This is a genomic window from Janthinobacterium saanense (genome assembly GCF_014200675.1).
Classification (GTDB): Bacteria; Pseudomonadota; Gammaproteobacteria; order Burkholderiales; family Burkholderiaceae_D; genus Janthinobacterium.
Map to the genome: position 1 here is coordinate 467,052 of NZ_JACHCI010000002.1, position 21,274 is coordinate 488,325.

18 protein-coding genes are annotated in these 21,274 nt (G+C 64.1%); 11 read left to right on the forward strand and 7 right to left on the reverse strand.

All coding sequences use genetic code 11. From position 1 onward, the window contains the following. Position 1: 1 nt before the first annotated feature. Both HDE72_RS04955 and HDE72_RS04960 read right to left on the reverse strand, forming a co-directional pair. Positions 2-1,456, reverse strand: a complete 1,455-nt coding sequence (locus tag HDE72_RS04955) for a lipopolysaccharide biosynthesis protein (RefSeq protein ID WP_183737602.1) — start codon at positions 1,454-1,456, stop codon at positions 2-4. A gap of 6 nt (positions 1,457-1,462) precedes the next feature. Then, positions 1,463-3,547, reverse strand: coding sequence for a glycosyltransferase (locus tag HDE72_RS04960; RefSeq protein ID WP_260176496.1), 2,085 nt, complete (start codon positions 3,545-3,547; stop codon positions 1,463-1,465). A 147-nt stretch (positions 3,548-3,694) separates the two neighbouring features. On the opposite strand from HDE72_RS04960, the gene HDE72_RS04965 reads away from it, so the two are divergent. Beyond that, positions 3,695-4,948, forward strand: coding sequence for a putative O-glycosylation ligase, exosortase A system-associated (locus HDE72_RS04965; RefSeq protein WP_183737603.1), 1,254 nt, complete (start codon positions 3,695-3,697; stop codon positions 4,946-4,948). Beyond that, complete coding sequence (locus tag HDE72_RS04970; protein ID WP_183737604.1) at positions 4,945-5,865, forward strand: polysaccharide deacetylase family protein; 921 nt, start codon at positions 4,945-4,947, stop codon at positions 5,863-5,865. The genes HDE72_RS04965 and HDE72_RS04970 overlap by 4 nt, the downstream gene beginning before the upstream one ends. Here HDE72_RS04970 and HDE72_RS04975 read toward each other — a convergent pair. From HDE72_RS04975 to HDE72_RS04985, 3 genes are read right to left on the reverse strand one after another with little or no spacing between them, the layout of a single operon-like run. Next, entirely contained in the window at positions 5,783-7,696 is a 1,914-nt protein-coding gene (locus HDE72_RS04975) for an asparagine synthetase B family protein (protein ID WP_183737605.1), read from the reverse strand. The genes HDE72_RS04970 and HDE72_RS04975 overlap by 83 nt on opposite strands. Beyond that, positions 7,693-8,916, reverse strand: coding sequence for a pyridoxal-dependent decarboxylase, exosortase A system-associated (locus tag HDE72_RS04980; protein ID WP_183737606.1), 1,224 nt, complete (start codon positions 8,914-8,916; stop codon positions 7,693-7,695). Before HDE72_RS04980 ends, HDE72_RS04975 begins: the two co-directional genes overlap by 4 nt. Next, positions 8,913-10,514, reverse strand: coding sequence for an acyl-CoA ligase (AMP-forming), exosortase A system-associated (locus tag HDE72_RS04985; RefSeq protein WP_183737607.1), 1,602 nt, complete (start codon positions 10,512-10,514; stop codon positions 8,913-8,915). Before HDE72_RS04985 ends, HDE72_RS04980 begins: the two co-directional genes overlap by 4 nt. Positions 10,515-10,750: 236 nt before the next feature. On the opposite strand from HDE72_RS04985, the gene HDE72_RS04990 reads away from it, so the two are divergent. Genes HDE72_RS04990 through HDE72_RS05015 form a run of 6 tightly spaced genes read left to right on the forward strand, consistent with a single transcriptional unit; the run spans position 10,751 to position 15,364 of the window. Then, positions 10,751-11,518, forward strand: a complete 768-nt coding sequence (locus HDE72_RS04990) for a hypothetical protein (RefSeq protein WP_183737608.1) — start codon at positions 10,751-10,753, stop codon at positions 11,516-11,518. Next, complete coding sequence (locus tag HDE72_RS04995) at positions 11,485-11,754, forward strand: acyl carrier protein (protein WP_183737609.1); 270 nt, start codon at positions 11,485-11,487, stop codon at positions 11,752-11,754. The genes HDE72_RS04990 and HDE72_RS04995 overlap by 34 nt, the downstream gene beginning before the upstream one ends. Next, positions 11,751-12,641, forward strand: coding sequence for a hydrolase 2, exosortase A system-associated (locus tag HDE72_RS05000; RefSeq protein WP_260176497.1), 891 nt, complete (start codon positions 11,751-11,753; stop codon positions 12,639-12,641). Before HDE72_RS04995 ends, HDE72_RS05000 begins: the two co-directional genes overlap by 4 nt. Continuing rightward, entirely contained in the window at positions 12,631-13,476 is an 846-nt protein-coding gene (locus HDE72_RS05005; RefSeq protein WP_183737610.1) for a hydrolase 1, exosortase A system-associated, read from the forward strand. The genes HDE72_RS05000 and HDE72_RS05005 overlap by 11 nt, the downstream gene beginning before the upstream one ends. After that, positions 13,470-14,711 carry a glycosyltransferase gene (locus tag HDE72_RS05010; RefSeq protein WP_260176498.1) on the forward strand — a complete coding sequence of 414 codons (1,242 nt, stop codon included), beginning with the start codon at positions 13,470-13,472 and terminating at the stop codon, positions 14,709-14,711. The genes HDE72_RS05005 and HDE72_RS05010 overlap by 7 nt, the downstream gene beginning before the upstream one ends. Before the next feature lie 38 nt (positions 14,712-14,749). Next, positions 14,750-15,364, forward strand: a complete 615-nt coding sequence (locus HDE72_RS05015; protein ID WP_221291157.1) for an ABC transporter permease — start codon at positions 14,750-14,752, stop codon at positions 15,362-15,364. Positions 15,365-15,379: 15 nt separating this feature from the next. On the opposite strand, the gene purT is transcribed toward HDE72_RS05015, so the two are convergent. Next, complete coding sequence (gene purT, locus HDE72_RS05020; protein ID WP_183737612.1) at positions 15,380-16,600, reverse strand: formate-dependent phosphoribosylglycinamide formyltransferase; 1,221 nt, start codon at positions 16,598-16,600, stop codon at positions 15,380-15,382. A 165-nt stretch (positions 16,601-16,765) separates the two neighbouring features. Between purT and HDE72_RS05025 the strand changes: the two genes are divergently transcribed. From HDE72_RS05025 to HDE72_RS05035, 3 genes are all read left to right on the forward strand, one after another. Beyond that, positions 16,766-17,278 (forward strand): sigma-70 family RNA polymerase sigma factor, encoded by a 513-nt coding sequence (locus HDE72_RS05025; RefSeq protein WP_183737613.1) that lies wholly within the window; start codon positions 16,766-16,768, stop codon positions 17,276-17,278. Beyond that, complete coding sequence (locus HDE72_RS05030; protein ID WP_183737614.1) at positions 17,275-18,213, forward strand: FecR domain-containing protein; 939 nt, start codon at positions 17,275-17,277, stop codon at positions 18,211-18,213. The genes HDE72_RS05025 and HDE72_RS05030 overlap by 4 nt, the downstream gene beginning before the upstream one ends. A gap of 65 nt (positions 18,214-18,278) precedes the next feature. Next, a complete protein-coding gene (locus tag HDE72_RS05035) occupies positions 18,279-20,714 on the forward strand; it encodes a TonB-dependent siderophore receptor (RefSeq protein ID WP_183737615.1) in 2,436 nt (811 codons plus the stop codon). Here HDE72_RS05035 and HDE72_RS05040 read toward each other — a convergent pair. After that, positions 20,711-21,214, reverse strand: a complete 504-nt coding sequence (locus HDE72_RS05040) for a VOC family protein (RefSeq protein WP_311735196.1) — start codon at positions 21,212-21,214, stop codon at positions 20,711-20,713. The genes HDE72_RS05035 and HDE72_RS05040 overlap by 4 nt on opposite strands. Positions 21,215-21,274 lie beyond the last annotated feature (60 nt).

Below are 21,274 nucleotides of genomic sequence, written 5' to 3' on the forward strand. Positions count from 1 at the left end.
TTCAATGTGATCTGGCGGCAAACATGCGGCCCGTCAGCTTGCGCTGCAACAACAGGAACTCGGTAGCGATATCGTGTTTCAGCAAAAAGATGCCGGCGATCCAGCAAGCCAGCATGGCCAGCGCCGTGACGGCCAGCGCCAGCAGCGGTCTTACGTGCGGATGCCATACCAGCATGCTCAGCGGTGGCGCCGCCGTCAGCAGGCACAAGACCATGCTTTTGCGCAAGGCCTGGAACAGCACGCGCCACTCCAGGCCGCTCAAGCGCCGCAAACAGCGGTAAATCAGCCAGCTGCGCACTAGGGTGCTCGCCACCACGCCCCAGGCCACGGCCAGCAAGCCGAACGGCGCCGCGCCCAGCAAGACCGCCACTCGCAACAGCCCGGCCCAGGCATCGAGCCTGGCCTGGGCACGCATCTGCCCGGTCGCCACGAATAGATAGCGGGCCATGCTGAACATGCTAAGCACCGCCGCCGAAAGACACATGATGCTGATCAAGGGCGCACAGGCGCTCCATTGTTCGCCATATAACACCTTGACCAAAGGCAAGGCCATGCAGGCCAGGAAGAGGAAAAACGGCCACGACAGCGCCGTCATGCAGCTGATGGTGCGCAGATACACCGGCACCGCCCCGCCTTCTTCCCGGTTGCGCAGGGCAAACAGGGGAAACACCACGGGAGAAATCGCACTGGTGATGGCCTGGTTAAAAATACCGAGCATGCTTTGCGCCTTGCCGAACAGGGCCAGGCTTTCGACATCGATCATCTTGCCGATAATCAGGTCGGGCGCCACCAGCCCCGCTTCGTCCACCAGGCCGCCCCCCGTCGAATAGGCGCCAAAGGTGATGATGTGCTTCATGCCGCGCCGCGATGGCAGCCACGGCAATTCACGGGGACGCACCACCAGGCTGGTCAGCAAGGACGCCAGCGAACCGGCCAGCACGGCGCCCACCAGGCTCATGTAACTGCAACCGAGCAGCGCCAGGCTCACGCCGACCACCATATTGCTCACACTATTGGCCGCATTGATGGCATAGATGGCGCGAAAGCGCAGTTGCCGCCGCAACATGGGCAAGGTCAAGGCGCTGAAGGGAATCAGCAGGAAATTGATAGCCAGCAGTTGCAGCACCAGCTTGAGCCGTGGTTCCTCGTAGAAATGCGCCAACGGCCCGCTGGCGATCAGCACCAGAGCCGCCAGCAGCCAGGCCACGATCAGGCTGGTGCCCAGCGCGGCGCGCAGCTTGTCCATGTCCAAGGTCTTTTCCTGGATCAGATATTGGCCCACGCCAAAATCGCGCACCACCTGGGCCAGCGCCATCAGCACCGCGCCCAGCGAATACACGCCCACCTCGGCCGGAGTCAACAGGCGCGACAGCACCATGGTCGCTACCATGCCCAGCAGCAGCACCGTATATTTCTCGGCGAAGGAAAAGAGAAAGGAATGATGCGTGGCGTTCATGGCATGCTAGACCAGCCCTGCATAAAAGCTGCGCAATTGCTGCTCCAGCCGCTGCATGGAATAACGCTGTTCCGCCTCGATCCTGGCCTGCCGCCCCATCTCGGTGCGCCTGGGTTGATCCTGCAGCAAGGCGGCCACGGCCTCGCAAGCGGCGTGGGCATCGCCCGGCGGCAGCAGCAAGCCGCCGCGGCTGCCACGCAAAATATCGGCCGTGCCCGGCACATCGGTGCCCACGGCCGGCACGCCGCAAGCCATCGCCTCGATAGTGGAAATACCGAATCCTTCATTTTTACTGAGCAGCAGATGCAGATCGAAGGCTGGCATCAGCAAATCGATGCGCTGCTGGAAACCGGTAAACAAGACGTAGCCGCCCAGGCCTGCCGCCTGCACTTGCAGCCGCAACATCGCTTCGAGCGGACCGCTGCCGGCCAGCACCAGATACAAATGAGGAAAGCGCGGCTGCAGGCGGATGAACAGCGCCAGCAGTTCCTGCGGCCGCTTTTGCGCCGACAGCCGCGCCACCGAACCGAGCACCAGCGCGTCTTGCGGCAAGCCCAACAGCCGGCGGGCTTGCTCGCGCCGGGCAGCGGAAACGATGAAACGGTCGGTATCGACGCCGTTCGGGATCACGGCCAGCCGCGTGCCGGGCGCCAGCCAGTCGCGGTAGAGCGCCAGAAAGTGTTGCATGGATGATAGCGAGACGGCGTACACGCCCTTTACGCTGCGAAACGCTTCGCGCATCAAGGGCTGCTGCCAGGCACTGAGGTTTTCCAGCGGGAAGGCATTGTGCACGCTGATCACGGTAGGAAAACGGCATTGGCGCGCTTGCCACAGGATAGACGCACCATAAGTGGTCCAGCAAAACGCCACGTGCACCAGGTCGGGCCGGTAGCGCCGCAGCCGCCAGGCGCCCAGCAGCCTGGCACGCAGTAAATTGAGGCGCCGCCAGGCCCAGTGCTCGATGAACAGCGGCGGCTCGTAGATGCTGACCCGCAACTGCTCCGCTTTCAGCCCCTGCGCCCAGGCGTGAAATCCGGGAAAGCGCCGCAGCGCCAGCATGCTGTGATAGCCGGCCGCGTCCAGCACGCGCGCCTCTTGCGCCATGCGCAGCTCCATGCCGCCCAGCTCGCCTGAATAACTGCTGATCATGATGCGGGGCAGCCGCTTGCGCCGTCCACGCCAGGTTTCATGGAAAAAACCACGCAAGGAAGCCAGCTCCCAGCGCCGCTGGAACAAGGATTCCTGGTCGCGCCGCAAGCAGTCGAGCACGCTGCCGGCCAGGTGGCGCAGATACAGTCCCAGCATCCAGCGGGGCACGCCCAGCCATTCCACCGTTTGTTCGGGTGCTTGCAGCCGGCATTTGCCGCGTCCGAACATGTAGGCGCGGCGCACCACCCAGGCCATTTCCACCTGGTGTGCGCGGATGATGTGGTTCACCCTGGCCTGCGGACAAAACCAGGGCAGATGGCCCGCCTGGTGCATCTCCAGGTTCAAGCGCGTTTCACTGCCCATGGCGTAGCTGGCGCCTTTCGGGCCTATGCTTTCGTCGTAGCGGGCGCCCGTCTCGAACACGCGGCGCCGGACGGCCATATTGGCGCCCCACACCAGGCCCGGATAAACGGGACCGTCGCGCAGCGCGGGGCTGGTCACGCCCCAGGTCAAGCCTTCGGGCGTCAACCGCAGCAGCCATGGCGCGGGCGGCACCCGCCAGGCAGGCACGATGGCGCCGCCGAACAGGGCGCGGTCCGGATGCAGCTGTGCGCAATGGAGCATGCGGCGCAGCCAATCGCTGGCGGGGATGGCGTCATCGTCGCCAAACACGAACAGCTCGCTGCCATCGCCGGCCTGGCGCAAAGCCCGCGCCACGGCCCCGTTCAAGGCGGCGCTCCTGCCGCGCCGCGCCACTTGCACCACGGTCAGCGGCAAGCGTCCACGGAAACGTTCCAGCACGGCGGCAGTGCCGTCGATGCTGCCATTGTCGGCGACGATCAGCCGCCAGCCACCCGGTGGTGGCAACAAGCCCGTGTAGGCGTGCAGCACTTCGGGCAAAGTGCCGGCGCCATTGTAGGTAGGCATGAGAACGGTCAACAAGGGCGCGCCTCCTTCGTCTTACCATGGCAAAACTGATTCACAGATTCACTACTGAACTGAGTACCGTACTGAGCAGTGTACTGAGCCTCCCCAGCAGCCTCTTGCGCGGTATCAAGTACACCGCCTCAACCAGGACAGCCCAGCTCCATGCGCGATATCCTCGTCACCCTCGTGATCCTTGGCTCCCTGCCCTTCATCCTGAAGTCGCCGGCGGTTGGCGGCCTGATGTGGGTCTGGGTCAGCGTCATGAATCCGCACACGCAGGCATGGGGTTTTGCCACCCATTTGCCGTTCGCCTTCATCATCGCGATTGCTACCATGTTCAGCCTGCTGATTTCGCATGGCCCCAAAAGCCTGCCGCTGACTTCCGTCAGCGTGCTGCTGCTGATGTTTGTTGCCTGGATGAATATCACCGCGCCGTTTGCGCTCTTGCCCGAGTCGTCCTGGGTGCAATGGAACAAGGTCATGAAGATCATGCTGATGAGCTTTGTGGTGATGATGGTGATACGCAAGCGGCAAGATATTGTGCGTCTGGTATGGGTGCTGGTCGGCTCGATCGGCTATTACGGCGTGAAGGGCGGCATCTTTACCATCCGCAGCGGCGGCACGGAGCGGGTCTGGGGGCCGGAGGAAACTTTCATCGGCGACAATAACTCCCTGGCCCTGGCCCTGATCATCACCATCCCGCTGATGTTCTATCTGCAGCAAAACAGCGACAAACGCTGGCTGCGCCACGGCTTGAGCGCCGCCATGCTGCTCTCGGCACTGGCCGCCCTGGGCTCGTATTCGCGCGGCGCGCTGCTGGCGATCGCCGCCATGTGCCTGTTCATGTGGATCAAGAGCGGGCGTAAAGTGGCGCTGGGTGCAGTGCTGTGCCTGCTCACGCCGCTGTTGCTGGCCTTCATGCCCGAGCGCTGGTCCGAACGCATGGAGTCGATTAACACTTACCAGGAAGACAGTTCCGCCCAGGGCCGATTGAACGCCTGGGAAATGGCCTGGAACCTGGCGCGCGACCGTTTCCTGGGCGGCGGCTTCGACGTGTCCGATCCGGGCATCTTCGCCCGCTATGCGCCCAACCCCATGGATGTCCACGCGGCGCACAGCATTTATTTCCAGGTGCTGGGCGAACACGGCTTTGTCGGCCTGGCGATTTACCTGGCGCTGGGCATCGCCACCTGGCGCGCAGCCAGCGGCATCATCAAGCTGACGCGCAATGCGGCCGAGCTGCGCTGGGCGCTGGGCCTGGCGACGATGATACAGGCGAGCATGATCGGCTTTGCCGTGGGCGGCGCCTTCCTCAGCCTGCTGTATTTCGACATGCCCTATTATTTGATGGCCGTGCTGATCGCCACGCGCATCGTGGTCGAGCGGCAACTGCTGACGGGGAAAGTCCAGCCATGAGTCTGCCGACCCTGTCTATCCTGATCTACCACCGCGTGCTGGCCAGTCCCGACCCCTTGTTTCCCGGCGAAGTCGATGCCCGCCTGTTTGAACGCCAATTGATGCTGCTGAAGCACTTTTTCACGCCGCTGCCGCTGCCGCAAGCCTTGCAGCGCTTGCAGGATGGCAGTTTGCCACCGCGCGCGGCCTGCATTACCTTCGACGATGGCTACGCAGACAATGCGCAGATCGCCTTGCCGCTGCTGCAAAAACATGGCTTGCACGCGACTTTTTTTATTGCCAGCGCTTACCTGGACGGCGGCCAGATGTGGAATGACAAGCTGATCGAGACCGTGCGCCACGCTCCCGGCCCCAGCCTGGACTTGCGTCCGTGGGGCTTGGGGTGCCTGCCCGTTGCCAAGCTGGCGCAGCGCCAGGCCGCCATCGCCCAGTTGCTGGGCCAGCTGAAATACCTGCCGTTTGCACAGCGCGAGACCTTAGCCAGGCAAATCGCCAGGGCGGGCCATCAAACAGAGCTGATGCTGAGCGTGGAGCAATTACGCCAGCTGCAGCGGGCCGGCATGCAGATCGGTGCCCACACCGTCCATCACCCCATTTTGGCAGCGCTGCCCGATCACGCTGCGCAGCAGGAAATCGCCGCTGGCAAGGCCCAGCTGGAGCAGTGGCTGCAAACCCCGGTCACGCTGTTTGCCTACCCAAATGGCAAGCAAGGCCGCGATTATGGCCCATGCCACGTGGAGATGGTCAAGGCGCTGGGCTTTACGGCGGCCCTGGCGACAGACTGGGGCGCCAGCCGGCCAGGTCCGGAACTGGACCTGTTCCAGCTGCCCCGCTTTACGCCGTGGGATCGAGGACGCTTGATGTTTCTGTGGCGCTTGCAGCAGAACCTGCGGCAACCGCCCCCGGGTGCAAACTGAGCCATTGTTCCAGCATCATCAAGATCCACACCATGGTGCCGTGATAGGCCGGGTGTTCCTGCAGCAAGCGGCCCTGCAGATCGGACAAAAAGGCGGGCCGCACGATGCCGCGCCGGCGCAGCTGAGTCAAATTATCGAAGGCAAAGTCGCGCAAACCCGCATGGCTGTGCAGCCACAGGCCGAAAGGCAAGCCAAAACCGTGCTTTTTCTTGTGCAAGATAGCGGGCGGCAAGGTGCCGGCCAGGGCCCGCTTGAAAAATGGCCGCAGCTGCATGCCGTCCAGCTTGTCGCCAGGCGCCAGGCTGGCCGCAAAGGCCACCATCTCGTCGTGCAGGAAGGGAAAAGCCGCTTCCACGCCGGCCAGCTCGCAAGCCTTGCGCACCTTGGGCAAGTCATTGTCGGCCAGGGTAAAGCGCATGTCCAGCGCCAGCAGTTGATTGATCTGGCTCAGCTTCAGATCTTGCCGCTGCCAGTACGCGCCATTCAGGCAACCGGGCGCCACGCCGGGATCGATGGTGTCGATAAAGCCGTCTTCCAGCACCGTGCGGTGGCCATAACACTGCAAGAGATTGTAGCTTTCCATGCGGGCCGGCAAAGGCAGGCTGGCTTGCTCGATATAACGGCGCACCTTCTCGGGCAACCGCCAGGGCCCGGTGTTCTGCGTGCGAAATAGCAGCGGCTCGATGATGGCCTGGCGCAACATGGCCGGCAAGCGCTCATAGCGCGACAGCAAGGCCTGGCGCGCATAACGTTCGTTCCCGCCAAACAATTCATCGCCGCCGTCGCCGCCCAGCAAGCGCGTCACGCCATCTTCGCGCGCCATCTGCGCGCAATAAAAGGCGGGAATTGCCGAAGCGTTGCCAAACGGCTGGTCGAATGCGGCGGCGATTTGCGGGATCGCGGCCAGCACATCATCGGCCGTCACATAACGTTCATGGTGGATGCTGCCCGTGTGGCGGGCAGCCAGGCGCGCATAGGCCATTTCATCATAGCCGGGCGCATCGAAACCGATGGAATAGGTGCGTGCCGGCTGGCCAGTGACCTTCCCAACGATGGCGGCGATGCTGGAACTGTCGGTGCCGCCGCTGAGGAAAGAACCCGTGGTTTCCACCTCGCTGCCCAGGCTGCGTTCCACCGCCAGCCGCAAGATACGCAGGAATTCCTGCTGCCGGCGGGCAAAACTGGCGCCCCGCCTGCGCTGCGCTGTTTCCTTGAAGACCAGGTCCCAGTATTTCCCCTTGCACAGTTTACCAGCCTGCACATGCAAGTACTCGCCGGGCAGCAGGCGCTGCTGGCCCAGATACGCCGTGGCTGGGCCGGGCACCATGTGGAAGTACAGATAGTTGTACAAGGCTTGCGGATCAAGCGCACCGCGCACGGCCGGATGGGCCAGCATGGCGTCGTGCGAAGAAGCAAAAAACAAGCCCTGCGCGTGGCTGACATAGCTGAGCGGATGCTGGCCAGCCCGGTCCACGGCCAGCAAAGCTGTCCCTGAAAATTCATCGAGGATGGCCAGTGCAAACGGGCCGGACAGGGAAACGCAGGCAGCCACGCCCCGGCTCAGCCACAGGGGCGCCAGGCGCCGCGCCACCTCCAGGCCTGAGCCGTCCAGCTCGGGCCGGCCCCAGATGGCGAGCAGCAAGCCATCTTTCTGATACACATGGCTGGCGCCTGCACAGGCGGCCACGGCCACGGCACTGCCGTAGCCTGTACGCAGCTGTACCGGCACGCGGTCAAAGCGCGCCAGCGGTTCCGCCATCCTGGCCACCAGCTGTTCATTATCGGGCGCGGTATTGTCCTGCAGCGCCAGCCAGCCGCACAGGCCGCTCATACCAGCACCTCCGCCGGCAAGGGATGGCTGAGGAAGGCGGTGGGGCTGGCCGTCAAGCCATACGCGCCCGACTGGAACACCACCACCAGGTCGCCCGTATCGGCCCGCGCCATTTCCATCTGGTCGGCCAGCAAGTCCAGCGGCGTGCACAGGGGGCCAACCACCGACGCCAGTTCGCGCTCGCCACCGTGCAGACGGTTGCCGATGGCGACCGGATAATTCTTGCGTATCAGCTGGCCAAAATTGCCGGATGCGGCCAGATGGTGATGCAGGCCGCCATCGGTGACGAGAAACACTTGCCCATGCGACAGCTTGCGTTCGATCACCTTGCACACATAGATGCCTGATTCCGCCACCAGATAGCGGCCCAGCTCGAGATTCAGCCGCGTGCCGGGCGAGACCGCCTGCAAGCGGTCCAGCTGGCGCTGCAAGCCGTCGGCCAGGGGCGCCAGGTCCAGCGCCTGGTCACCGGGAAAATACGGCACGCCAAAGCCGCCGCCGATATTGAGCACGCGCAAGGGGCCAGGCGCATGATCGGCCAGGCGCAAGGCCAGTTCCACGCTTTGCCCCTGCGCTTCGGCCAGGGCCGTGGCGCACAGGTTTTGCGAGCCCGTATAAATATGCAAGCCGTGAAACTCCAGCGCCATCTGCCGCAAACGGGCCAGCAAGGCCGGCACCTGCTCGGCATCCAGGCCAAACGGCTGCGCGCCGCCGCCCATGCGCATGCCGGCGCGGCGCAGGGAAAAGTCGGGATTCACACGCACCGCCACCTTGCCCGCCACACCGAGCCGCTCGCTGGCCAGCGCCACTCTTTCCAGCTGGACCAGCGATTCCACATTGATCAGCACGCCAGCGGCCACGGCGCAAGACAATTCGCCATCGCCCTTGCCCGGCCCCGCAAAGCTGATGCGCTGCGCCGGCATGACGGTGTCGAGGGCGATGGCCAGCTCGCCGCCCGAGGCCACGTCGATGCCATCGACCAGGCCCGCCAGGTATTGCACCACGGCCGGCATGGGATTGGCCTTCATCGCATAATGCAAATGCACGCCGGCCGGCAGCGCGGCCCGCAAACCGGCCACGCGGCGCGCGATATGCTGGCGCTCATAGGCATAAAACGGCGTGCGGCCCACCCGCTGGGCCAGACGGACCAGCGGCAAACCACCGAGCTGCAGCATGTCGCCGGCCACGGCAAACTGCGTTTGCGGCGCATGCGCGATCATGTGTGGTCTCCATGGGCGGCGGCCAGTTCCGCCGCCAGCAGCGGCCGGTCTATCTTGCCGTTCGGATTGCGCGGCAGGCAGTCGCCACGGATCACGATGTACACGGGCACCATGTAAGCGGGCAAGCGCAGGCGGCAGGCGGCCAGCAGCGCGTCGCGGCTCAGTTCCACGCCGGGGGCGGCCGTCACCAGCAAGGCAATCGCTGCACCCAGCACCGGATGCGGCACGCCGAGCGCCGCCGCTTCGCCCACCAGGCCGCTGGCATACACCACTTCTTCAACCTCGGCCGGGCTGACCCGGTAGCCCGAAGTCTTGATCATGTCGTCATTGCGGCCGACAAAATACAGATAGCCATCCGCATCGCGGCGCACCGTGTCGCCCGACCAGACGGCCAGTTCCGGCACCACCAGGCCCGCCGTCTGGGCCGGCAGCGGCTTGAAGCGCTCGGCCGTGCGCGCTGCATCGTTCCAATAGCCGAGCGCCACCAGCGCGCCCCGGTGCACCAGTTCACCGGGCTCGTCCGCCTCGCAGACGCTGCCGTCCGGGCGCAGCACCAGCACTTCCGCATTCGGGATGGCCTGGCCGATGGAATCGGGCCGCCGCTCCAGCTGTTCCGGCGCCAGATAGGTGGAACGGAACGCTTCGGTCAAGCCATACATCAGGAAAATCTGCGTGCGCGGCAACGATAAACGTAAATGCTCGATGGTAGAGCGCTGCATCGCGCCGCCCGAATTGGTGATGTAGCGCAGCGGCGAAGACAAGGGCCAGCTCAGCTGCGACAACTGTATCCACAAGGGCGGCACGGCGGCCAGGCCCGTGATCGCTTCCTGTTCCACCGTTTCGATGATGTCGCGCAGCAGCAGATAATTCATCAGCACGGCGCAGGCGCCGCTGGCAAAGGCCGTCGTCAGCTGGCTCAAGCCATAATCAAAACTGAGCGGCAAGACACACAGGATGCGGTCTTCCGGCGTATTGCGCAGATAGCTGGCAACGCTGAGCGCGCCGCTCACCATATTCCGGTGCGACAAGACCACGCCCTTGGGCCGGCCCGTGCTGCCCGAGGTGTACAAAATGGCCGCCATGTCGGTATCGATCACGACGTGCGGCGCCATCGGGATATCGGCGCCGGCCGCCAGCAAGGACTTCCATGCCATGATGGGCAGCGCGCTGGCGGGCAGCTCATCATGGCCGGTCACAATAATCGTGCGCAAGTCCGGACAGGCCGCCAGCGCCGGCGCCAGCTGGGCCAGCCGTTCGCGCGAGGTGACCAGGATGCTGACGTTGCAATCGGCAAGTATGTAGGCTAGCTGCTGCGGCTTGAGCAAGGGATTGACGGGGACGAAGACGCCGCCGGCGGCCGCCGCGCCAAACATGGCCGTCACATTTTCGGGACATTTTTCCAGGTAGACGGCGACTCTTTCCGCGCGCCGCAGCCCCAGGCTCAGCAAGGCCGAGGCGCAATCGCGCACGCGACGGGCCAGTTCTGTATAACTGAGCAGCTTTTCCTGGGACGGATAAGCAGCAGGATAAGACAGCGCCGGCGTGCCAGGTGCGCGCTGCGCCGTCTCGAAAATGAAGTCGTGTAGTAGTGTCGCCATGGTTTTGTCCCTGTCTTTCAACCCTGTTACGGAGCACCGGCAGACGGCCGCGCTCCCCGATGCCCAGGCAAGCTGCCCCATGCATCCCGCTATGATTGGGAAAAATGACAAGATCGACATTGATTTTTATCAACTAAAACAGCAAGCGCGACAGCTTGAGACAACGCAACACTGACGCGCCCGGCTGCGCTCTAATGAATAGCGTAGCCTAGCCAGGCGCCTCCAGCGTAACCGCCATGCCATTCAACACCGCACAACGCATCCGCAACAGCATCGCCGAACTGGGCTGGCGCGACAGCGCCTGGCACGCACTGGCGCGCTTGCTGCAGCGTGTGCCAGGGCAGCGCTGCGCCTTGCACCGCTATCAGTTCGTGGCGCAAGCCGTGGCGCCCGGCACCCTGTGCGGTGGGCGCGGCAAGTCTGTCGTGGTCACGCCGTGCGTGGATATCGAGACGCTGCCGCCCGCTTCGCAGCGTCCGCCACGTCCACCGGCCACCTTGCAAGCGCGTTTCCGCCAGGGCGCGCGCTGCCTGCTGGCCCACTCTTCACAAGCACCGCTGGCCGGCTGGCTATGGATGGTGCCCGGCGCCTGCCAGGAAGACGAGGTGCGCGCCCGTTACGTGCTGCCGTCGCCGCAATCGTCGTGGGATCTCGACGTATGGGTGCAGCCGGAACTGCGCGGCGGCCTGGTCTTCGCCCGCCTGTGGGAAGAAGCCAATACCGTGCTGCATGCACAGGGAGTGCGCTGGTCGTGCAGCCGCATCTCGCGCTTCAACCTGGCCTCGATGGCCGCCCACGCACGTCTGGGTACGCTGGATCTGGGCACGGCGACCTTTTTGCGCTGCGGCCGCTGGCAATGGATGGTGGCCAGCCGGCCGCCCTATCTGCACCTGTCACGCCGGGCAGATAGCTTCCCCAGCTTCATTTTCGACACCAGCGGCTTGCCGCACATTCCTTCCCTGGAGCTGACATGCCGCATCCTGAAACAATCAACGACACCGTAAGCACCGCCGTCCAGCAACTGCTCTGCCTGACCCTGGGACTGGGCACGCGGCCCCTGACGGCAGAAACGCCGCTGCTGGGCAGCTTGCCTGAACTCGATTCCATGGCCGTCATCAGCGTGATCGCCGCGCTGGAAGGCCAATTCGGCTTCGAGGTGGCCGACGACGAGATCCATGCGCGCCACTTCGCCACGGTGGGCAGCCTGAGCGATTTTGTCCGCGCCCGGCTGATGACATGATGCGCGCTATACCTTCAAGCGCCAGCCTGCTGCCCTTCTTCCTGCCCGCCAGCGGCGGCCAGCGCTATTGTCTGCTGCACCTGCCTGCGCCTGAATCGGGGCAAAAGAGGCCCTCGCGCGGCGGCATCGTGTACCTGCATCCGTTTGCAGAAGAACTCAATAAAAGCCGGCGCGTGGCGGCGCTGCAGGCACGCGCCTTCGCCGACGCCGGCTACAGCGTGCTGCAGATCGATCTGCATGGCTGCGGCGATAGCAGCGGCGACTTCTCCGATGCGCGCTGGCCCATCTGGCGCAACGATGTGCACCTGGCCTGCGCCTGGCTGCAGCAAAGGGTCAGCGGGCCATTGACCTTGTGGGGCGTGCGCCTGGGCGCGCTGCTGGCGCTCGACATCGCCCGCCACCCGCCAGTGCCACTGGCCCGTTTGCTGCTGTGGCAGCCCGAGCTGGTGGGCCGGCGCAGCATGGACCAGTTCCTGCGCCTGCGCCTGGCTGCGCGCATGCTGGCCGATAACGGCCCGAAGGAAGCGGCTGGCCATGCGCGCGCGCAGCTGGCGGCCGGCCAGAGCATCGAAGTGGCCGGCTATACTTTGGCCCCCGAGCTGGTGCACGCCATCGACGACATCGATGCAGCCAGGCTGGCGCCCACGCTTCCCGTGTATTGGCTTGAATACGGCGCCAGCACCGGACCAAACACCTTGCCCGCGCCAGCCGCGCGCCTGGCCCAGCGCTGGCGCGACGAAGGCGCACAGCTGCAACTGGCAGTCTTCGGCGATGGCGCTTTCTGGTCCAGCGCAGAGATCATGGAATGCCCGCAACTGCTGCAGGCCACCCGCCAGTTGTGCGACGACTGGATGACTGAAGCGGGGAGCGTGCCGCATGGCCGATGACCATCAACAGACTCCTTGCCAGGAGCTGGCGCTGCGCTTCAGCTGTGGCGATGAAAAACTGATAGGCATCCTCAGCCTGCCGCGCACACCCGGCCCGCGCGGGGTGCTGATCGTCACGGGCGGGCCGCAATACCGGGCCGGCAGCCATCGCCAGTTCACCTTGCTGGCACGCAGGCTGGCGGCCCAAGGTTTTCCCGTGCTGCGTTTCGATTACCGGGGCATGGGCGACAGCGAAGGCCAGGTGCGCGACTACCGCAGCATCACCGGCGACATCGACAGCGCGCTGCTCCAGTTCTTCCATAGCGTGCCCGCGCTGCGCGAAGTGATACTGTGGGGACTATGCGATGGCGCCACGGCTGCCGCCTGCCATGCGCCACGCGACGCGCGCATCACAGGGCTGGTCTTGCTCAACCCCTGGGTGCGCAGTCCGGCCAGCCTGGCGCGCACCACCTTGCGCCATTATTATCTGCGCCGCCTGGGGCAAGGGGACTTCTGGCGCAAGCTGGCCGGCGGCGGTCTGCATTGGGCGGCCAGCCTGGCTACCCTGCGCAGCACGGCGGCCGACGCCGCACTGACCGAGGCCGAGCTGCCGCAGGCGGAGCTGTACCACGCGCTGTGCCAGTTTCAGGGCAAGGTGTTCATCATACTGAGCGGAGAAGACCTGGGCGCCCGCGAATGGGACCAGCTGATCAAAACATCGAGTGCCTGGCGCACGCTGGCCAGCTGCGCGCCATGGCAGCACGCCCACATCGCTGGCGCCAACCATACCTTCGCCAGCGCCGCCTGGCGTGCCCAGGTCGAACACGCATGCCTGGCCTGGATGCGCCCATGCTAAAACGCGTCCTGATGATCGCCTATCACTACCCGCCGCTGCAGGGCGGCAGCGGCATCTTGCGCACCCGGGGTTTTGTCCGCCATTTACCTGCCCACGGCTGGCAGCCGCTGCTGCTGTGCCCCAGCCCCGGCGCGTATGGGCAAACAGGGGACATCGGCGCGGACCCGGCGATAGTGCACCGCAGCCTGGCGCTGGACGCGGGCCGCCATCTGGCGATCAGGGGCCGTTATCCACGCTGGCTGGCGCTGCCCGACCGCTGGAGCTCCTGGTGGCTGAGCGCCGTGCCGGCAGGCCTGCGCATGATCAAACAATACCAACCTGACGCGATCTGGTCTACCTACCCGATCGCCACCGCCCACCTGATCGCCCTCACCCTGCAAAAACTCAGCGGCCTGCCGTGGATCGCCGACCAGCGCGACCCCATGCTGGACGATAGCGACAGCGGCGCGCTGTATCCGGCCGATCCGCGCCTTTACCGCATGCATGGCTGGATAGAACAGCGGATCGCGGCCGGCAGCGCCGCCATCGTCTGCACCACGCCGGGCGCGGTGCGCATGCACCGCCGGCGCCTGGCCCACGCGCGCTGCGTGCTGATTGAAAACGGCCATGACGAGGAAGACTACAGTAGCACTACACGGCCTGGTGACCGGCCCGGTGAGCGCTTCGTGCTGCTGCACAGCGGCGTGATCTACCCGTCCGAACGCGATCCGCAGCAGCTGTTCGCAGCGCTGGCCAGCTTGCAAGCACAAGGAGTGCTGGCGCCGCATAATTTCCAGCTGCTGCTGCGCGCCACCGGCCACGATGCCTGGCTGGCCAGCCTGCTCGTCAACTATGGCGTCACCGGCCTGGTCACGCTGGCGCCCTTGCAAACCCATGCGGCCGCACTGCAGGAAATGCAAACGGCTGATGGTTTGCTGTTGCTGCAGGCCGCCAATTGCAATAGCCAGATACCCGCCAAGCTGTATGAATACCTGCGCTGCCGCCGGCCCGTGCTGGCTTTGACCGACCTGGCCGGCGACAGCGCGGCCAGGCTGCGTTTGTGCGGCATAACCACCATCGGCCAGCTGGACAGCGCCAGCGATTGCGCGCGCGCGCTGATGCATTTCATGACACTGGCACGCCAGGGCCAGGCACCGCTGGCCAGCGCCGCATCCATCGTCCAACAATCGCGGTCAGCCCGGGCCGGCGCCCTGGCCACGCTGCTGCATGAAGTTTGCCACCGGAGTCCGCCATGAAAATCAGTGCGCTAGTGTTGTTGATGCCTTGGTGCGCCATGGCCAGCACAAGCTGTCCGCCTTACGTCAAGCACGATCCGGGCGGCGACTACACGAATGCGCAAGACCGTACCGGCCTGACGGTGGTCGAGCAATTCCATTTCAATCAGGGCGTGGAAAAACTGGTGAAAGGCATGACGGGCAGCCTGGGCAACGATATCAGCTACACACTGGAGCACTTCCCCAATCACCACCGGGCCTTGTCGGCCATGGCCAGACTGGGCCTGCGCGACAAGAGCGTGCAACCGGTGGGCGCGCGCTACACGATCAACTGTTATTTTGAGCGCGCCATCGCCTACGCGCCCGCCGACGCGACGGCGCGCTCCGTGTTCGGCAGCTATCTGCTGGCGACGGGACAGCAGGACGCCGCGCTGGAACAATTGCGCGAGGCGGGCCGGTTGGCGCCCGGGCAGGCCACCATCCAGTACAACCTGGGCTTGATGTACATGAAAAAAAAGGATTATGCGCAGGCGCTGGCCTACGCGCACAAGGCCTACGCGCTGGGCTTTCCGCTGCCGGGGCTGAAGAACCAGCTGAAAAAAGCTGGCAAGTGGCAAGAGCCACCTCCACCGCCTGTCGCTGAAAACGCGCCTGACCTCCCTAGCGGGGAATAAGCACTGGCCGCTTGATCAGCGGGCGACTGGCTTGACCTTCGATGCCGCCAGCACGGCACGTTCACGCGCCGTATCGATATCGTCGGCGGTGGCCAGCGCCACGCCCATGCGGCGGCGGGCGAACGATTCGGGCTTGCCGAACAGGCGCAAGTCGGCGCCAGGCACGCGCAAGGCTTCAGCCACGCCTTCGAAGGCGATGCCTTTTGCTTCCAGCTGGCCGTAGATGACGGCCGAGGCAGCCGGCGAGCGCAGCGCCACGTTGACGGGCAAGCCCAAGATCGCCTTGGCGTGCAGCTCGAATTCGCTTTGCAGCTGGCTGGCCATGGTCACCATGCCCGTGTCGTGCGGACGCGGGCTCACTTCCGAAAACCACACCATGTCGCCCTTGACGAACAGCTCCACGCCGAACAGGCCCAGGCCGCCCAGGTTGTCCGTCACCTTGCGCGCGATTTCGCGCGAACGCTCCAGCGCCAGCTCCGCCATGCGCGCCGGCTGCCACGATTCGACGTAATCGCCCTGCACCTGGCGATGGCCGATCGGCTCGCAAAACTGCGTCTCGATCTGGCCCGACGCACCGACGGCGCGCACCGTCAGCAAGGTGATTTCATAGTCGAAATCGATAAAGCCCTCGACGATCACGCGGCCCGAATCGACCCTCCCGCCGCTGGCCGCATAATTCCACGCCGTTTCCACGTCTTGCGGACCATCGAGCCTGGACTGGCCCTTGCCCGATGACGACATGACAGGTTTCACCACGCAAGGGAAACCGATTTCCTGGCAGGCGGTCTGCAATTCCTGCAAACTGCTGGCGAAGCGGTAGGGTGACGTAGCCACTCCCAGCTCTTCGGCGGCCAGGCAGCGTATGCCTTCGCGGTTCATCGTCAGCACGGCGGCGCGTGCGTTCGGGATGCAGGTGATCTGGCCAGCCGCTTCCAGCGCGGCCAGGGTGTCGGTGGCGATGGCTTCGATTTCCGGCACGATCAGGTCCGGCTTTTCCAGGGCGATCAGCGCAGCCAGGGCCACGCCGTCGCTCATGTCGATCACGTGCGAACGGTGCGCCACCGGATGGCCGGGCGCGTTCGGATAACGGTCGACGGCGATCACTTCCACGCCCAGGCGCTGCAGCGAAATGATCACTTCCTTGCCCAGTTCACCGGAGCCCAGCAGCATGACTTTGATGGCGGTGGACGACAAGGGAGTACCGAAGGTGCGGGGAGTCTGGATAGCGTTGGTCATGTAAACGATCATGGTGAACGAAGGATGGCCCGGACTATAACAAATGCAGGCCGCTTTGGGCAGGGTGCGCTCCTATCGTGTCCCCCTTGCCCGAGGTTCTTGCCAATTTGCTTAGTCAATGCAATAATTGAGAATGATTCTCAGTTAAAGTCATACCCAAAGTCCATGAGCCACGCCGCGCCACCCGACCTGTCCACCCTGTACAGCGCCCATCACGGCTGGCTGCAAGGCTGGCTGCGGCTCAAGCTGGGCAGCGGCGCCGATGCGGCCGACGTGGCGCACGATACCTTTTTGCGTTTGCTGCAGCGGCAGGACAGACCACGGCCGCAACCCGTGTTTCGCGAACCGCGCGCCTACCTGACACGCATCGCGCAAGGCCTGGTGATCGACCATTACCGGCGCCGCGACGTGGAACACGCGTATCTGCAGGCGCTCGCCGCCCTGCCCGAGCCGACGGCGCCCTCGCCTGAAACCCGTTTGCTGATCATCGACACCCTGGTGCGCCTCGATACGGCGCTCGATGCACTCAAGCCGCGCGCGCGCCAGGCATTCTTGCTGGCGCAGCTAGATGGCTTGACGGGGCCGGCCATCGCCGCAGAACTCAATATTTCACTGGCCACCGTCGAACGCGACCTGGCCAGCGCCTGGCGTGCCTGCTACCGCGTGTATTTTTCATGAGGGCTCTTACGCAGGACGACAACGCCGTCGAACAAGCCATCGCCTGGGCCGTGCGCCTGCAAATGCACGGCCCCGTGCCCGATACCGTGCAAGCCTTGCGCCAGTGGCGCGACGCCGACGCCAGCCACGAACAGGCCTGGCAACGCATCGCCTCCATGGGGGCGCAGTTGTCCAGTTTGCCGCCCGAAGCCAGCCGCAGCACCCTGGATGCGAGCCTGGCGCGCCGCCGGCAACGCCGCAATGCCTTGAAAATCCTGGCCGTGGCCGGCTTTGCCGGCAGCGCCACCTGGATCGCCATCGACACGGCCGACTACAGCACCGGCACCGGCCAGCGCCTGACCGTGCAACTCGATGACGGCAGCATGCTGACCCTCAATTCGGGCACCTCCGTGAACGTACGCTTTGATGGCGCGCGCCGCCTGCTGACGGTGCTGCATGGAGAGATCGCCGTCACTACAGGCAGCGACCTTTTACATCGTCCGTTCTGGGTAATGACAGCCGAAGCGCGCATGCAGGCGCTGGGCACGCGCTTTACGGTGCGGCACCTGGATAGTCAGCTGACGCGATTGAGCGTGCAGGAACACGCCGTGCAATTGCACGCGGCGCATGGCGACACGCCCGTGCTGGCGCAGACGGGCGACACCATGCTGACCGACGGCCAGCGCATCTGGCGTGATACGCAGCTGCATGAAGACCCGGCCGCCTGGCTCGATGGCGTGATCGCCGCGCGCGAGATGCCGTTGGGGCAACTGGTGGCGGAACTGGCGCGCCACCGCCCTGGCTTGCTGCGCTGCGATCCCGAGATCGCGCATTTACCTGTCTCCGGCGTATTCCAGCTCGACGACCCGGAACGGGCGCTGCGCGTGCTCCTGCAAACGCAGCCCATCGTGGCCGTCTACCGCACGCGTTTTTGGGTCACCTTGAAAAAAGCCTGAAAAAGATGAGGGGATATCGATCGCCGCACGGCATACAGGGTGAGTCCACTCTTTGATAAACCACCATGACCCACGTATTTCCCCTGCGTTCCCGCCTGGCTTGCGCCGTCACCAGCGCCCTGCTCGTCCTGTCCACGCCTGTGCTGGCCCAGCCTGCCAGCGCCAGCACCACCCACAGCCTGCAAATCTCCGCCGGTCCGCTCGATGCGGCGCTGGAACAACTGGCCCGCAAGGCTGGCCTGACACTGACTTACCAGGCGGCCGATGTGCGCGGCCTGCGCACCGTGGGCCTGGCCGGCAGCTACAGCGCCGAAGCGGGGTTGCAATTGCTGTTGTCCGGTAGCGGCCTGACGGCCGTGCGCCTGGCGCCCAATGATTTTGCCTTGCGCCCGGTGCCCAAGACCGGCGATGCCAGCCAGGGCAGCGAACAGCAAATGGCGGAAATCAGCGTCACGGCCGCCAATGAAGCCAAGCTGGAAACAGAAGGCAGCGGCTCTTACGCAGCGGCGCTGGCCAGCACGGCCACCCGCTTTGCCCTGTCGCCGCGCGAAACGCCGCAGTCGCTGACCGTCATCACGCGCCAGCAGATGGATGACCAGGGCATTTCCACCCTGGCCGACGTGCTGCAGCAAACACCGGGCGTGAGCGTTTCGCATGACGATTCCGAGCGCTATAACTACTATGCGCGTGGTTTTAATCTGAACAGCTTTCAATATGATGGCGTGCCCACCTTCGATTTCAGCACCAATTCGAATGGCCTGGGCATCCGCGACATGGCTGTCTACGACCGGGTGGAAGTGGTGCGCGGCGCCAGCGGCCTGATGAGCGGCGCGGGCAGCCCGGCCGGCGCCGTCAACCTGGTGCGCAAAAAGCCTACTTCCACCTTCCAGGCGTATGCACAAGCCAGTGTCGGCAGCTGGAGCCGCTACCGCGCCGAAGCCGACATTTCCGGCCCGCTCAATGACAGCGGCTCCGTACGTGGCCGCCTGGTCACCGCTTACCAGGACCACGGCTCGTATATCGATTTTTACAAGCAGAATAAAAGCGTGGCCTATGGCGTAATCGAAGCCGATGTAGCGCCAGGCACACGCCTGACGGCTGGTGTCGACTACCAGAAAATCGATTCCGCCGGTTCTTCGTTTGGCCAGAACCCGCTGTTTTACAGCGACGGTAGCCGCACGCAGTTCCCGCGCTCCTTCAATCCAGCCGCCCGCTGGACGGACGCGGGCAGCACTAGCACGCGCGTGTTTGCCGGCGCCGAACACCTGTTCCAGAATGGCTGGCAAATCAAGGCCGAGGCGAGCCACTGGAAAGGCGACACCGACCAGCTGCAAGCGAACATCATCAGTTGGGGCCCGTATCCGGACCTGGATACAGGCCTGGCTAGCGTACAGCGGGGCGCCAAGACTTACGTCATCAACAATAATTCGCTGGACCTGTACGCCACCGGCCCGTTTAGCTGGCTGGGCCGCCAGCATGAACTGGTGCTGGGCATGAATGTCAGCGACCGCAATTCCGATTACATCGCTTACAGCGGCGGCAATGTGGAAGTCGATTATCGTCACTGGAATAATCAAGTCCCACGGCCAGCTGTCATGAAAGTCAGCCTGACGCAGGAATACGCGTTCAAGGAATATGCAGCCTATGCGGCCGCCCGTTTCAAGCCGGCTGATGGCCTGTCGCTGATACTCGGTAGCCGCTTCAATTCCTATGAGCGTACGGGTAATCTGATCTACGGTTCGGGTGACACGGGCCGCGACGATGCCAGGGAAAAGAACAAGCTGGTGCCATATGCCGGCGCCGTCTACGATATTAATCAAACTTATTCGGCGTATATCAGCTACGCCAATATCTTCGAGCCGCAATCGGTCAGCGACGCCAATTACCAGGCACTACCACCGACCACCGGCAAGTCCTGGGAAACCGGTATCAAGGGCGAGTTCTTTGACCGCAAGCTCAATGCCAGCGTGGCGCTGTTCCACATCAAGCAAGACAACCTGGCCGATTATGTGGGCACGGACGACAATGAGCGCGATATCTACCGCGCCATCGATGGCACGACCACGCGCGGTATCGAGCTGGAAGTGTCGGGCCAGTTGCAACCGGGCTGGCAAGTGCAGGCCGGCGCCACCTACAGCCGTCCGCGCGACAAGGATGGCCAGCGCATCGACACCACCCGCCCCGAGCGTAGTTTCAAGCTGGCCACCAGCTACCGCCTGCACGGCGACTGGCAGCGGCTGACGGTGGGCGCGAACGTCAACTGGCAAGGCCGCACCTATTACCACACCGTGCTGAACGATGATGCACCGGCCTATGCCGATGAAGGCAGTTTTTCGGTGGCTGGCCTGATGGCCCGCTACGCCTTCAGCAACAAGGTCAGCGCCGTGCTGAACATCAACAACCTGTTCAACAAGACCTATTACAGCGGTTATGGCTTGTATGGCAGCGGCTATTATGGCGACCCGCGCAATGTGCAGCTGACTGTACGGGCCAGTTTTTAAGCAATCGTGTAAGCGCGCTTGAGCTGTTCTATGTCCAGCTTCTTCATGCCCAGCATGACTTTCATCACGCGCTGGGCCTTGACGGGATCGGGGTCGCTCAGCAATTTCGACAGGATCAGGGGCACGATTTGCCAGGACACGCCAAACTGGTCCTTGAGCCAGCCGCATTGCTGGGCCTGCGGCGGTCCGCCCTCGGATAATTGCTGCCAGTAATGATCGACCTCATCCTGGGTTTCACAATTGACCTGGAACGAGATCGCTTCCGAAAACTGAAACAGCGGGCCGCCATTCAAGCCTGTAAAGCTCTGGCCATCCAGTTCAAATGCCACGGTCAGCACACTGCCGGGTTCCTGGCCGTGAATTTCCTGCCCTTCCTCACCATAGCGACTGATCTGGCCAACCTTGGAATTGGGAAAGATACCCGTATAAAACAAGGCCGCCGCCTCGGCGTGGCCGTTGAACCATAAACAGGGCGTGATTTTCTGGATGCGCTGCATGATGTTTCCCTTTATCGGCAAACTATTCATTCCGGGGTCAGACCCGCCGGGACTCGGCGCCCC

Bases quoted from the DNA above. Each gene is read 5' to 3' on its own strand.
- HDE72_RS04955 (WP_183737602.1), bottom strand. From the start codon at position 1,456: ATGAACGCCACGCATCATTCCTTTCTCTTTTCCTTCGCCGAGAAATAT.
- HDE72_RS04965 (WP_183737603.1), top strand. From the start codon at position 3,695: ATGCGCGATATCCTCGTCACCCTCGTGATCCTTGGCTCCCTGCCCTTC.
- HDE72_RS04970 (WP_183737604.1), top strand. From the start codon at position 4,945: ATGAGTCTGCCGACCCTGTCTATCCTGATCTACCACCGCGTGCTGGCC.
- HDE72_RS04975 (WP_183737605.1), bottom strand. From the start codon at position 7,696: ATGAGCGGCCTGTGCGGCTGGCTGGCGCTGCAGGACAATACCGCGCCC.
- HDE72_RS04980 (WP_183737606.1), bottom strand. From the start codon at position 8,916: ATGATCGCGCATGCGCCGCAAACGCAGTTTGCCGTGGCCGGCGACATG.
- HDE72_RS04985 (WP_183737607.1), bottom strand. From the start codon at position 10,514: ATGGCGACACTACTACACGACTTCATTTTCGAGACGGCGCAGCGCGCA.
- HDE72_RS04990 (WP_183737608.1), top strand. From the start codon at position 10,751: ATGCCATTCAACACCGCACAACGCATCCGCAACAGCATCGCCGAACTG.
- HDE72_RS04995 (WP_183737609.1), top strand. From the start codon at position 11,485: ATGCCGCATCCTGAAACAATCAACGACACCGTAAGCACCGCCGTCCAG.
- HDE72_RS05000 (WP_260176497.1), top strand. From the start codon at position 11,751: ATGATGCGCGCTATACCTTCAAGCGCCAGCCTGCTGCCCTTCTTCCTG.
- HDE72_RS05005 (WP_183737610.1), top strand. From the start codon at position 12,631: ATGGCCGATGACCATCAACAGACTCCTTGCCAGGAGCTGGCGCTGCGC.
- HDE72_RS05010 (WP_260176498.1), top strand. From the start codon at position 13,470: ATGCTAAAACGCGTCCTGATGATCGCCTATCACTACCCGCCGCTGCAG.
- HDE72_RS05015 (WP_221291157.1), top strand. From the start codon at position 14,750: ATGGCCAGCACAAGCTGTCCGCCTTACGTCAAGCACGATCCGGGCGGC.
- purT (WP_183737612.1), bottom strand. From the start codon at position 16,600: ATGACCAACGCTATCCAGACTCCCCGCACCTTCGGTACTCCCTTGTCG.
- HDE72_RS05025 (WP_183737613.1), top strand. From the start codon at position 16,766: ATGAGCCACGCCGCGCCACCCGACCTGTCCACCCTGTACAGCGCCCAT.
- HDE72_RS05030 (WP_183737614.1), top strand. From the start codon at position 17,275: ATGAGGGCTCTTACGCAGGACGACAACGCCGTCGAACAAGCCATCGCC.
- HDE72_RS05035 (WP_183737615.1), top strand. From the start codon at position 18,279: ATGACCCACGTATTTCCCCTGCGTTCCCGCCTGGCTTGCGCCGTCACC.